This window comes from Streptomyces sp. CB09001 (assembly GCF_003369795.1).
In the GTDB taxonomy this organism is placed as follows: Bacteria; Actinomycetota; Actinomycetes; order Streptomycetales; family Streptomycetaceae; genus Streptomyces.
The window spans coordinates 4899746-4912406 of the sequence record NZ_CP026730.1; the positions used below are offsets into that span (position 1 = coordinate 4899746).

Genomic DNA, 12661 nt, shown 5'->3' on the forward strand with positions numbered 1-12661 from the left:
ACAGTCTGCCCGAAGCGCCGCTCGTGGGCGAGGGACGCGGGCCCTCGGGAGCGCGTCGCGTTGTCGGCCGGGTGCGGCAGGATGGGGCGGATGAGCGAGCAGAGCCTTCCGGACGGCGTCCGTCCGGAGAACCCGGACGCGCTGCCCGAGTACGCCGAGCGGGTCCTCGACACGACCGAACTGATCCCGCCGGGCCGCGTCATGACCTACGGCGACGTGGCCGAGTACCTGGAGGAGGGGGGACCCCGCCAGGTCGGCCGGGTGATGTCCCTCTACGGGGGAGGCGTCCCCTGGTGGCGTGTGGTCCGCGCGGACGGGGTCCTCCTCGCGGGCCACGAGCTGGAGGTGCTCGGCCGCTACCGGGAGGAGGGCACGCCCCTGAAGGAGGCGAGCAGGTCCGCCGAGGGGCATCTGCCGCGCCTCGACCTGAAGCGGGCGCGGTGGGACGGCGACGGACGCCCACAGGGGCACGGCGGACGCGCACAGGGTCACACCTGACAGCTTCCGCCATGTGACCGGCCGATGTGCGACGTGTGATCCGTATGAGGTAAACCACGCACTTCGGGCATGTCCGTGGCATGACGTACGTTCGTGGGGCAGGGGGCGCTCGTGCCGCGAGTGACCCGAGGGAAGAAGAGGAAGCGCCGCTTCCGTCTCGTCCCCCGGCGTAGCGTCGGCCGCACGCGTGCCCCTCATTCCGCGGCCACCGCCCCGCCCACGGCGCGGACGGCCCACCAGCACACCCACCAGGACCGGCGAACCACGTGAGCTCCTCTTCCTCCACCGGGCACCCGTCGCACCCCCAGGTGCGACGGGGGAGCCGTGGCGCTTACCGACTGGTGCGTACCCCGCCGGCTCGCACGGACCCCCCTCGTCTGGACGCCGCACAGCGCGCCGTGGTTGACCACCGGTCCGGACCGCTGCTCGTCCTGGCCGGGCCGGGCACCGGGAAGACCACCACCCTGGTCGAGTCGGTGGCCGACCGGATCGCCAGGGGCGGCGACCCCGAGCGCATCCTGGTGCTCACCTTCAGCCGCAAGGCGGCCGTCGAACTGCGCGACCGGATGGCGCTGCGGATCGGCGCCGCGCGTGCGCCCCGGGCGACGACCTTTCACTCCTTCGGCTACGCCCTGGTCCGCGCCCACCAGGACAGCGACCTGTTCGTGGAGCCCCTGCGGCTGCTGTCCGGCCCCGAGCAGGACGTGACGGTGCGCGAGCTGCTCGCCGGGCAGGTGGACCTGGAGCGGCTCGGGCTCGCCCATGTGCGCTGGCCCGACGAGCTGCGCGCCTGCCTGACCACCCGAGGCTTCGCCGACGAGGTCCGCGCGGTGCTCGCCCGCAGCCGCGAACTGGGACTCGGCCCGGACGCGCTCGCGGCCTTCGCCCGCCGCATCGGCCGCCCCGACTGGCGCGCCGCCGCCGTCTTCCTCGCCGAGTACCTCGACGTGCTCGATCTCCAGGGCGTACTCGACTACGCCGAACTGGTCCACCGCGCGGTGCTCCTCGCCCGCCGTCCCGAGGTCGCCGCACACCTGACCGGCCAGTACGACGCGGTGTACGTCGACGAGTACCAGGACACCGACCCGGCCCAGGTACGGCTGCTGCACGCGCTGGCGGACGGAGGGCGCACCCTCGTCGCCCTCGGCGACCCCGACCAGTCGATCTACGCCTTCCGAGGCGCGGACGTGAACGGCATCCTGGACTTCCCGACCGCCTTCCCGCGCGCGGACGGCCGGCCGGCGCCGGTCGAGGTACTGCGGACCGCACGCCGGTCCGGGTCCGGCCTGCTGGCCGCCACCCGGCTGCTGACCCGGCGCATGCCACTGACCCGCCTCCCCGCCGACAAGGTGCGCGCCCACCGTGAGCTGAGTGCGGTGCGGGACGGCGGGCGGGTCGAGGCGTACACGTATCCGACCTCCGGCACCGAACTGGACAACATCGCCGACATCCTGCGCCGGGCGCACCTGGAGGACGGAGTCCCGTGGCGCGACATGGCCGTCCTGGTACGCGCCGGCTCGCGCACCATCCCCACCCTCCGCCGGGTCCTCACCGCGGCCGGCGTCCCCCTGGACATCGACGGCGACGACCTCCCCCTGCGCCACGAGCCCGCGGTGGCGCCCCTGCTGACGGCGCTGCGAGCGGTGGCGGTGGCGGAGGCGGACACCGGGTCCTGGGCGGGGGAGCAGCCCGGGACGGTCGGGCGCGAGGCCGACGCCGATCCGCCTGCCGATGCCGATGACTATCTCGGCGACCACGACCAGCGCGACGACCACGGCGACGACGCCATCGCAGACGTAGACGGTGGCGGAGACACGGAGACGAAGCCCCCGCGCGGTGAGAACGAGCACCGCGCGGACGAGCCGTGCTGGCTGTCCACCGAGACCGCCCTCACCCTGCTCACCTCCCCCCTCGCCGGGATGGACGCCGCAGACCTGCGCCGCCTCGGCCGTGCCCTGCGCGACGAGCAGCGCGCCGCAGGCAACCCGCTGCCGCCGCCCTCCGACGAGCTGCTCGCGCGGGCGCTGGCCGAGCCGGAGAGGCTCGCCGTGCACGACCCCGCCTACGCGCGCGGCGCCCAGCGGCTCGGCGCGCTGCTCCGCAAGGCACGCGAGCGCCTGGCAGGAGGTGGCAGCGCCGAGGAGGCGCTGTGGGACCTGTGGGACGGCACCCCCTGGCCCACCCGACTGGAACGCTCCGCCAGGCGCGGCGGCGCCGCCGGACGCAACGCCGACCGAGACCTGGACGCCGTGTGCGCCCTGTTCGCGACGGCCGCCCGCGCGGAGGAGCGCACCGGCGGCAGGGGCGCCCTGAACTTCCTGGAGGAGGTCGACGCCGAGGACATCGCGGCCGACACGCTCGCGCGGCGTGCGGTGCGTCCCGACGCCGTCCGCCTGATGACCGCGCACCGCTCCAAGGGACTGGAATGGCGGCTCGTCGTCGTGGCCGGCGTCCAGGAGGGCCTGTGGCCGGACCTGCGCCGCCGCGGTTCCCTCCTGGAGGCCGACCGGATCGGCCGCGACGGACTCGCCGAACCCCTCACGCCCGGAGCCCTGCTCGCCGAGGAGCGCCGTCTCTTCTACGTGGCCGCCACACGCGCGCGCGAACGGCTCGTGGTGACCGCGGTGAAGGCACCGGCCGACGACGGGGACCAGCCGTCCCGCTTCCTGACCGAACTCGGCGTCGAACCCGTCGATGTCACGGGCCGCCCGCGCCGCCCCCTCGCCGTCGCGGCGCTCGTCGCGGAACTGCGCGCCACCACCGTCGACCCCCGCGTCTCCGAGCCGCTGAGAGAGGCCGCCGCGCGCCGTCTGGCCCGCCTCGCCGCCCTGACCGACGAGGACGGCCGTCCCCTGGTGCCGTCCGCGCATCCCTACCGCTGGTGGGGCATGTGGGATCCGACCGAGAGCAAGGTGCCCCTGCGCGACCGCGACCAGCCCGTCACGCTCTCCGGCAGTGCCCTGGACCAGCTGGCCAACACCTGCGCCCTGCAGTGGTTCCTGGGCCGCGAGGTGAAGGCCGACGCGCCCGCTACGGCCGCCCAGGGCTTCGGCAACGTGGTGCACGTGCTCGCCGACGAGGTGGCCTCCGGACACACCCCGGCCGACCTCGCCGTCCTCATGGAACGTCTGGACTCCGTGTGGAACGCGCTCGCCTTCGACGCGCCGTGGAAGTCCGCCCAGGAGAAGGCCAACGCGCGCGTGGCGCTGGAACGCTTCCTGAAGTGGCACGTCATGGACCGCGCCGGGCGCGCCCCGGTGGCGAGTGAGCACGACTTCGACGTGACCCTGGAGGCGGGCGACTACGAGGTGCGCATCCGCGGCCAGATGGACCGCGTGGAGGCCGACGGCGACGGCCGCGCCTATGTCGTGGACTTCAAGACCGGCAAGCAGGCGCCCACGTCCTCGGAGGTGGCCCGGCACCCCCAGCTCGCCGTGTACCAGCTCGCCGTCCGCGAGGGCGCCGTCGACGAGGCCTTCGACGGCGTGCGTCCCGAACCGGGCGGCGCCGAGCTCGTCCACCTGCGCCAGGGCGCGCCCAAGCGGGACGGCGGCGAGACCCTGCCCAAGGTGCAGGCACAGGAGTCGCAGGACGGGCCGGAGGGCGAGTGGGTCGGGGACCTGCTGGCCACTGCCGCCGGCAAGGTCCTCGACGAACGGTTCACCCCGACCGCGGGCCAACACTGCGCCCACTGCTCGTTCCGCGCGTCGTGCAGCGCTCGCCCCGAGGGGCGGCACGTCGTGGAGTGAGCGACGGGACGGGTGACCGGGGCGTGCGGCCGGACCGGAGCCACCGCGGCCGGGGGCTGGTGTGACACGTCGCACCACAGGCGCTGACCTGCGCTTCCCCTGCGCCGAGAGGACATCGGGCCCCCGGCTGTCAGTGGCCGCAGCTAGCCTCTCTGACGTGCCCGCCCACATCACCGATCCCGAGCAGCTCAAGGAGCTCCTCGGCATCCCCTTCACCCCCGAGCAGACGGCCTGCATCATCGCGCCGCCCGCGCCGCAGGTGATCGTGGCCGGAGCCGGGTCCGGCAAGACGACGGTGATGGCGGCACGCGTGGTGTGGCTCGTCGGCACCGGCCAGGTCGCCCCGGAGCAGGTCCTCGGGCTCACCTTCACCAACAAGGCCGCCGGCGAACTCGCCGAACGCGTCCGTACGGCCCTGATCAGGGCGGGCGTGACCGACCCGGACGTGATCGACCCGGACCACCCGCCGGGTGAGCCCGCGATCTCGACGTACCACGCCTTCGCGGGCCGCCTCCTGACCGACCACGGTCTGCGCCTCGGGCTGGAGCCGACCTCCCGCCTGCTCGCCGACGCCACCCGCTACCAGCTCGCCGCGAGGGTCCTGCGCGAGGCCCCCGGCCCCTACCCGGCGCTCACCCGGTCCTTCGCCGACCTGGTCAGCGACCTCCTCGCCCTCGACGGCGAACTGGCCGAGCACCTCGTACGCCCCGAAGACCTGCGCGCCTGGGACGCCGGCCTCCTGGACATCCTGGAGGGCGTCCGGCTCAGCAACGCCGACCTGCGCAAGGTCCCCGAAGCCGCCGCCGCCCGCCGTGAACTGGCCGACCTGGTGATCCGCTACCGGGCCGCCAAACGCCGGCAGGACCTGCTCGACTTCGGCGACCAGATCGCCCTGTCCGCGCAGCTCGCCGGACTCCCCGAGGTGGGCCGCGTCCTGCGCGACGACTACCGGGTCGTGCTGCTGGACGAGTACCAGGACACCTCCGTGGCCCAGCGCATCCTCCTGGCAGGCCTGTTCGGCGGCGGCACCGGCCATCCCGTGACCGCCGTGGGCGACCCCTGCCAGGCGATCTACGGCTGGCGCGGCGCCTCCGTCGCCAACCTCGACGACTTCCCCGAACACTTCGCCCACGCGGACGGACGGCCCGCGGTCCGCCAGGCGCTCAGCGAGAACCGCCGCAGCGGCGGCCGCCTCCTCGACCTCGCCAACGGCCTCGCCGAGCCCCTGCGCGCCATGCACGCGGGCGTGGAGGCCCTGCGGCCCGCCCCGGGCGCCGAACGCGACGGAATGGTCCGCTGCGCCCTGTTGCGCACCCACGCCGAGGAGATCGACTGGATCGCCGACTCCGTCGCCCACCTCGTGCGCACCGGCAAGGCGCCCGGTGAGATCGCCGTCCTGTGCCGCACGGCGACCGACTTCGCCGAGATCCAGGGCGCGCTGGTGGCCCGTGACGTTCCCGTGGAGGTCGTCGGACTGTCCGGGCTGCTGCACCTGCCCGAGGTGGCCGACCTGGTCGCCGTCTGCGAAGTCCTCCAGGACCCGGGCGCCAACGCCTCCCTGGTCCGGCTGCTCTCCGGCCCGCGCTGGCGCATCGGCCCGCGCGACCTGGCCCTCCTGGGCCGCCGCGCCCGGCTGCTGGTGAGCCACGCGCGCGTGGAGGGCGACGACGACCCCGACCGGAGGCTCGCCGAGGCCGTCGAGGGGGTCGACCCGTCCGAGGTGATATCGCTCGCGGACGCCCTCGACACCTTCCTGGAGACGCCGCTGGACGGCACCGGGGACGATGACGGGCTGCCCTTCTCGGCGGACGCGCGCGTGCGGTTCGCCCGGCTCGCCACCGAACTGCGCGAGCTGCGCCGAGCCCTGTCCGACCCGCTCATGGACGTCCTGCACCGCGTCCTCGCCGTCACCGGCCTGGAGGTCGAGCTGTCGGCGTCCCCGCACGCCCTGGCGGCCCGCCGCCGCGAGACCCTGTCGAACTTCCTCGACGTCGCCGCGTCTTTCGCCGCGGGCGACGGCGAGGCCACGCTCCTCGCCTTCCTGGGCTTCCTGCGCACCGCCGCGCAGTACGAGAAGGGCCTGGACAACGCGCTGCCCGGCGGCGAGAACACCGTCAAGGTGCTCACCGCGCACAAGTCCAAGGGCCTCGAGTGGGACGTCGTCGCCGTGCCCGGCCTCGTCACCGGCACCTTCCCCAGCGGTCAGGGCCGGGAGAAGTGGACCGCCCAGGGCAAGGTGCTGCCGCACGGCCTGCGCGGCGACGCCGAGACCCTGCCCGACGTCGCCTCCTGGGACGCCCGCGGTCTGAAGGCCTTCCACGAGGCCATGAAGGACCACCAGCACACCGAGGAGCTCCGCCTCGGCTACGTCACCTTCACCCGCCCCCGCTCCCTGCTCCTCGGCTCCGGCCACTGGTGGGGGCCCAGCCAGAAGAAGCCCCGGGGGCCGTCCGACTTCCTCACGGCCCTGTACGAGCACTGCGCGGCCGGACACGGCGAGATCGAGATCTGGGCGGACGAACCGGCGGAGGACGAGCAGAACCCCGCCCTGCACCGGGCGACCGCCGACCAGGTCTGGCCCCTGCCCCTGGACGACGCGGCACTCGCCCGACGCCGGGCCGCCGCCGAGACGGTCCTTGCCCACCTGGACAGACTCGCCCCCCAGGACGACGGTCTCCCCTCCGTTCCCGCCGCCCACGACGACCCGGACTGGCCGCCGCCCCCGGAGGACGACGAGGTAATCCCGGAGGAAGCGGATCCCGGCTGGGCCGGGGACCCCGCCGACTGGGACACGTGGACCACGGACCGCCCCGCCGCCCCGGGGGAGGCCCGCACCGCGCAGGAGAGCCCCACCGCCCCGCAGGACCGCGCCACCGTCCCGCAGGACCGCACCGCCGCCCGGCAGGACCGCACCACCGTCCCGCACCAGGCGCCGCCCCCCGAACAGCCGCGAGGCACCGCACCCGCACCCGTCCCCGCTCGCCTCACGCCGGAGGAGGCCCGCGCCGTCGCCTCCTGGGACCGCGACCTCGACGCGCTCGCAGGAGAGCTCCTGCGCGCCCGCGAGAGCGTCACCGAAGTGCCCCTTCCGGCGTCGCTGACCGCCTCCCAGCTGTTGAGTCTGGCCGCCGACCCGGACGGCTTCGCCCAGGAGCTGGCCCGCCCCATGCCCCGGCCGCCCCAGCCCGCCGCCCGCCGCGGCACGCGATTCCACGCCTGGGTGGAGGCCCGGTTCGAACCGCTGACCCTGCCCCTGCTCGAACCGGAGGAGTTGCCCGGCGGCGACGCCGAGATCGCCGACGACCACGATCTGGAGTTCCTGAAGGACGCCTTCGAGCGCACCGAGTACGCCCGCCGCACACCGTTCCGTGTCGAGGCGCCGTTCCAGCTCTCACTGGCCGGGCGGGTCGTACGCGGCCGCATGGACGCCGTCTACAAGGAGGGCGACGGCGACACGGCGACGTACGAGATCGTCGACTGGAAGACCAACCGCGCCGCCACCGCCGACCCGCTCCAGCTCGCGCTCTACCGCGTCGCCTGGGCCGAACAGCAGGATGTACCGCTCGCCTCGGTGACGGCCGCCTTCCTGTACGTACGCACCGGCGAGGTCGTGCGGCCCGAGGGGCTGCCGGACCGCGCGGCGCTCGAGAAGCTGCTGCTGGCCGAGCCGGTCGGTGACGAACCGCACGACCGGGGTGTCCGCGCGGGCCGATAGGCTCGTAAGCATGAGCCACCCCGTTGACAATGCTGTCAGCGCTGTCCGCACGTACATCGAGCACCACCGCGCCGCCTTCCTCGACGACCTCGTCGAATGGCTGCGCATCCCGTCCGTGTCGGCCCAGCCCGACCACGCGACCGATGTGCGCCGCAGCGCCGACTGGCTCGCCGCCAAGCTGAAGGAGACCGGCTTCCCGACCGCGGAGGTCTGGCCGACCCAGGGCGCCCCCGCGGTGTTCGCCGAGTGGCCCTCCGGGGACCCGCAGGCACCGACGGTCCTCGTCTACGGCCACCACGACGTACAGCCCGCCACCCGCGAGGACGGCTGGAACAGCGACCCCTTCGACCCCGTCGTCCGCGAGAACCGCCTCTACGCGCGCGGGGCGGCCGACGACAAGGGGCAGGTGTTCTTCCACACACTCGGTGTCCGCGCCCACCTCGCCGCCACCGGCCGCACCGCTCCCGCGGTGAACCTCAAACTGCTGATCGAGGGCGAGGAGGAATCCGGCTCCCCGCACTTCCGTGCCCTCGTCGAGGAGCGCGCCGAGCGGCTCACGGCCGACGCGGTCGTCGTCTCCGACACCGGCATGTGGTCCGAGGACACCCCCACCGTCTGCACCGGCATGCGGGGCCTCGCCGAGTGCGAGATCCGGCTGCACGGCCCCGACCAGGACATCCACTCGGGGTCCTTCGGCGGCGCCGTCCCCAACCCGGCCACCGCCGTCGCCCGCCTCGTGGCCGCCCTGCACGACGAGCACGCGCGCGTGGCGATACCCGGCTTCTACGACGGAGTGGCCGACCTCACCGACCGGGAGCGCGAGCTCTTCGCCGAGCTGCCCTTCGACGAGCGGCAGTGGCTGCGCACGGCCAAGTCGTACGCCGCCCACGGTGAAGCCGGACACACCACCCTGGAGCGCATCTGGGCCCGCCCCACCGCCGAGGTCAACGGCATCGGCGGCGGCTACCAGGGCCCCGGCAGCAAGACGATCATTCCGTCGTCCGCCATGGTGAAGCTCTCCTTCCGCCTCGTCGCGGGCCAGGATCCGGACCACGTGGAGAAGGCCGTCCGCGCCTGGGCCGCCGAGCAGGTGCCCGCGGGCATCCGCTGCGAGGTCACCTTCGGCTCCGCCACCCGCCCGTGCCTGACGCCGCTGGACCACCCGGCGCTGCGGTCCGTCGTCCGCGCGATGGGACGGGCCTTCGACAAACCGGTCCGCTTCACCCGCGAGGGCGGCTCAGGACCGGCCGCCGACCTCCAGGAGGTCCTCGGCGCCCCGGTGCTGTTCCTCGGCATCTCCGTCCCGTCCGACGGCTGGCACGCCCCCGACGAGAAGGTGGAACTGGATCTGCTCCTCAAGGGCGTCGAAACCTCCGCCCACCTCTGGGGCGACCTGGGGGAGTACTGGCGTCACGCGCCCTGAGCGCCGGGCACGGTCCGGGGACCGACCGGCATCGCGCGCGGCACACTGGAGAGGCCGCCGCGCACCGCCGAGCCCCCGGACCGGGTCACCACCCGCCGTACGAACCGCTGAAACCGCCTGCCGAACCGAACCGCTCACCGGGGGAGTTGGAAGCACCCGTGACCACCTGGACCGACCACACCGCCGACCGTCCCATCTCGCTCACCGCCCCCAGCGGCATCGACCGCGCCGCCCACCACCGCCTCGACGAGGCCTGGCTCGCGGCGGCGTGGAGTCACCCCTCGACGCGCTGCTTCGTGGTCTCCGGCGGCCAGGTCCTCATCGACGAGACGCCCGACGGGGCCACCGAACTCGTCATGACCCCCTCGTTCGAGGCCCCGCTCACCGAGGCACACCGCTACTTCCTGGGCACCGACGAGGACGGGACCAGCTATTTCGCCCTCCAGAAGGACTCCCTGCCCGGACGCATGGACCAGTCCGCGCGCCCGGCGGGCCTGCGCGAGGCCGGCCTGCTCCTGTCCCCCCGCGACGCCGGGCTGATGGCCCACGCGGTCGCCCTGGAGAACTGGCAGCGCCTGCACCGGTTCTGCTCCCGCTGTGGAGAACGCACCGTCATCGCCGCGGCCGGCCACATCCGCCGATGCCCCGCCTGCGGCGCCGAGCACTACCCGCGCACCGACCCCGCGGTGATCATGGCGGTCACGGACGGTGAGGACCGCATCCTGCTCGGCCGCCAGGTGCACTGGCCCGAGGGCCGCTTCTCGACCCTCGCCGGTTTCGTGGAGCCCGGCGAGTCCATCGAGCAGTCGGTGCGCCGCGAGGTCCAGGAGGAGGTCGGTGTCACCGTCGGCCCGGTCGAGTACGTCGCGAGCCAGCCGTGGCCCTTCCCGTCCAGCCTGATGCTCGGCTTCATGGCCCACGCCACCTCGACCGCGATCAACGTCGACGGCGACGAGATCCACGAGGCCCGCTGGTTCTCCCGCGAGGAGCTGGGCGCCGCCTTCGAGTCCGGCGAGGTCCTGCCGCCCTACGGCATCTCGATCGCGGCCCGCCTCATCGAGCTCTGGTACGGCAGGCCACTGCCGACGCGCGGCGCCTTCTGAGCCACCACGCCGTAGACGCCACGAGAGGGGCGGCCGTCCCCGTCGGGGGAGGGCCGCCCCTCTCGTCGTGCTGTCCGCCGACCGGCTACGCGCCGGGTGGCCTTGTTCCGTTCGGACGCCGAGCGGTGAAGGGCGACGCGGGCTTCACCCTCGAACTCGACCCCGAGTACGGCCCGACGCTGATCGAGATGATCCGGCGCTTCATCGAGAAGCCGAGGTTCTCGGCCGTTGCCGACTGTTGAACGAGCAAGGCGTACCCACCGCTCAGGACATCGCTCGCGTCCGCGCGTCCAGGACGAACGCATGGACGCCGCCGTCCCAGGCGACGCGAACGAAGCCGGCCAAACGATCACGCTCCCAGGCACAGCCCCAGCCGAGGCTGTGCCGCTGAAGCCTTGCACACCAGGCCGTCTGTCCGACCGGATGATCGCACCGTTCGGCATGCAGCTTGCTGAGAGCCGAGGTGTCGACGTCGCCCCGGCACCCATACGTGATTGTCGTGATCCAAACCTAGCTAGCGGGTCAGCGTCTCGAAGCCGACATCTTCGCAGTACTGCACAACGCGGCCCTCCGCCTCGGAATCACCGTTGTTCATCGCTGCCACCGTCGCCTCCGCCAAGGTGCGGCCTCCGCCAACGGTCTCATCCCGGAGCGGTCGCATCGCGAGGAAGGCACCCTGAGCGACGGCCCCGACCTCGTCGTACCCTGACGGTTCCGGCGTGTCCGTGCCCGCGGCGTTCCGCGCCTTCTGCCACGTCCCCAGCTGCGTGCAGTAGTTCTTCCGCTGCGCGGTCAGCCACTGCTCGTCCCCGCCCTCGGACGAGGAACACCCGGCCGTCACCGCCACCAGGGCGAGGACCGGAAGTACCGCCTTAAGCACGCGCACCACGTTGCCCCCGACTGAAACTGAGTCCGCTCGTACCTGTCACCTGCAACTCCCGCAGCAGGATACCCGCGTGGGACCCCTTGGCCGCCGAAGCGGTCGCTAACTCAGCGGCGCAGCGCCCGGCCGTCACCGTCACCCCGCCTCTCACTCCCGGCCGCCGTCAAATCCGCTGAACAACGAACGCGCCGAAGATCGGTAAGTGCTGCCCAAACTCATCGACAACCGCTGTCGCAACAAACGAACGCAGCCACTCCCGACCATCGAGGAGCATGGTCAAGAACCAGAGCTTTCCGGAACAGGAAATCCGTCGGCCGAGGTTTTCTCGACTTGTGGGGAGCCTCACCGAGATGATGCGGATGTTGTGATCATCGAGTTCTCGGCGGTCGACGGCCGGAGCGGAGGCAGCGGCGTGCAGGTATACATCAGCGCTGACATGGAGGGCGTCACCGGATTGGTGGGCGCACAGGATGTCCAGGCCGGAGGGCAGGACTACCAGCACGGTCGGGTCATGATGACCGAGGACGTGAACGCTGCCGTGCGTGGCGCGCTCGCGGCTGGTGCCACGCGGGTTCTGGTGAATGACGCCCACAGCTCCATGCGGAACCTGCTCGCGGATCAGATGCACCCCGAGGCGGAGTTGGTCAGGGGCAAGCCCAAGCGGATGGGCATGCTCGAAGGCCTGGACGGTGACTTCGATGCGGTGCTGTGTGTCGGCTACCACTCACGTGCCGGCGCCCTGGGCGTGCTCAGCCACAGCTACATGGGCCACGAGATCGAGGACATGTGGTTGGACGGCCAGCCCATGGGAGAGATCGGATTCGCGCATGCCACGGCCGCTGCACTGGGGGTGCCCGTGGTGATGCTTTCCGGCGACGACGCGGCCTGCGATGAGGTGACAGCCTGGGACGCGCAGGTCGTCACGGCTCCCGTGAAGTACGCCAGGGATCGCTTCAGCGCTCGCCTGAGGCCTGCGATCGAAGCGCGCAAGGCAATCGAGGAGGCCGCCGCCGAGGGGGTGCGTCGCGCAGAACCTCGCTCAGGGCTGCCCGGCACGGAAGACGCAGCGACCTTGGCGGTGCGGTGGCAGTCGGCCACCGTTGCCAGCCAACTCGAAGCGATTCCCGGAGTCAGCCTGCGAGACTCGCGCACCGTCGAAGTGACCGGGCCTGTTCACCAGCTCTACCGACTCTTTGGTGTCTTCATGCGAGTAGCGGCGTCACTGACCGACCAGCAGCCGTACTGCTGAGGCGGTCGTACGACGACGAGACCCCGCCCATGATCCCTGGG

General features: G+C 72.9%; 7 protein-coding genes and 1 pseudogene. 6 read left to right on the forward strand and 2 right to left on the reverse strand.

All coding sequences use genetic code 11. The features are described 5' to 3' along the window. Window positions 1–90 precede the first annotated feature (90 nt). The 5 genes from C4J65_RS22975 (at window position 91) to nudC (ending at window position 10488) form a co-directional block, all read left to right on the forward strand. A complete protein-coding gene (locus C4J65_RS22975; RefSeq protein ID WP_275898166.1) occupies window positions 91–498 on the forward strand; it encodes an MGMT family protein in 408 nt (135 codons plus the stop codon). 266 nt (window positions 499–764) lie between these two features. Continuing rightward, window positions 765–4247, forward strand: coding sequence for an ATP-dependent DNA helicase (locus tag C4J65_RS22980; protein ID WP_115744092.1), 3483 nt, complete (start codon window positions 765–767; stop codon window positions 4245–4247). A 157-nt stretch (window positions 4248–4404) separates the two neighbouring features. Then, the gene (locus tag C4J65_RS22985; RefSeq protein ID WP_162833300.1) at window positions 4405–7962 is read left to right on the forward strand and encodes an ATP-dependent DNA helicase; all 3558 of its coding nucleotides are present in this window, start codon (window positions 4405–4407) and stop codon (window positions 7960–7962) included. Window positions 7963–7972: 10 nt separating this feature from the next. Then, the gene (locus tag C4J65_RS22990; RefSeq protein WP_115744094.1) at window positions 7973–9385 is read left to right on the forward strand and encodes a dipeptidase; all 1413 of its coding nucleotides are present in this window, start codon (window positions 7973–7975) and stop codon (window positions 9383–9385) included. Window positions 9386–9543: 158 nt separating this feature from the next. Then, window positions 9544–10488, forward strand: coding sequence for an NAD(+) diphosphatase (gene nudC / locus C4J65_RS22995; protein ID WP_162833301.1), 945 nt, complete (start codon window positions 9544–9546; stop codon window positions 10486–10488). A 288-nt stretch (window positions 10489–10776) separates the two neighbouring features. On the opposite strand, the pseudogene C4J65_RS36780 reads toward nudC, so the two are convergent. Both C4J65_RS36780 and C4J65_RS23005 read right to left on the reverse strand, forming a co-directional pair. Further along, window positions 10777–10992: pseudogene (locus tag C4J65_RS36780) on the reverse strand (GNAT family N-acetyltransferase); the annotation flags it as partial. A gap of 10 nt (window positions 10993–11002) precedes the next feature. Then, window positions 11003–11368: a hypothetical protein gene (locus tag C4J65_RS23005; RefSeq protein ID WP_240330495.1), complete on the reverse strand. Its 366-nt coding sequence runs from the start codon at window positions 11366–11368 to the stop codon at window positions 11003–11005. A gap of 415 nt (window positions 11369–11783) precedes the next feature. Between C4J65_RS23005 and C4J65_RS23010 the strand changes: the two genes are divergently transcribed. Beyond that, window positions 11784–12620 carry a M55 family metallopeptidase gene (locus tag C4J65_RS23010; protein ID WP_115746590.1) on the forward strand — a complete coding sequence of 279 codons (837 nt, stop codon included), beginning with the start codon at window positions 11784–11786 and terminating at the stop codon, window positions 12618–12620. Window positions 12621–12661 lie beyond the last annotated feature (41 nt).

What these genes read in the sequence shown, in the direction of transcription:
- C4J65_RS22975 (WP_275898166.1), top strand. Translation starts at nt 91, where the DNA reads ATGAGCGAGCAGAGCCTTCCGGACGGCGTCCGTCCGGAGAACCCGGAC.
- C4J65_RS22990 (WP_115744094.1), top strand. Translation starts at nt 7,973, where the DNA reads ATGAGCCACCCCGTTGACAATGCTGTCAGCGCTGTCCGCACGTACATC.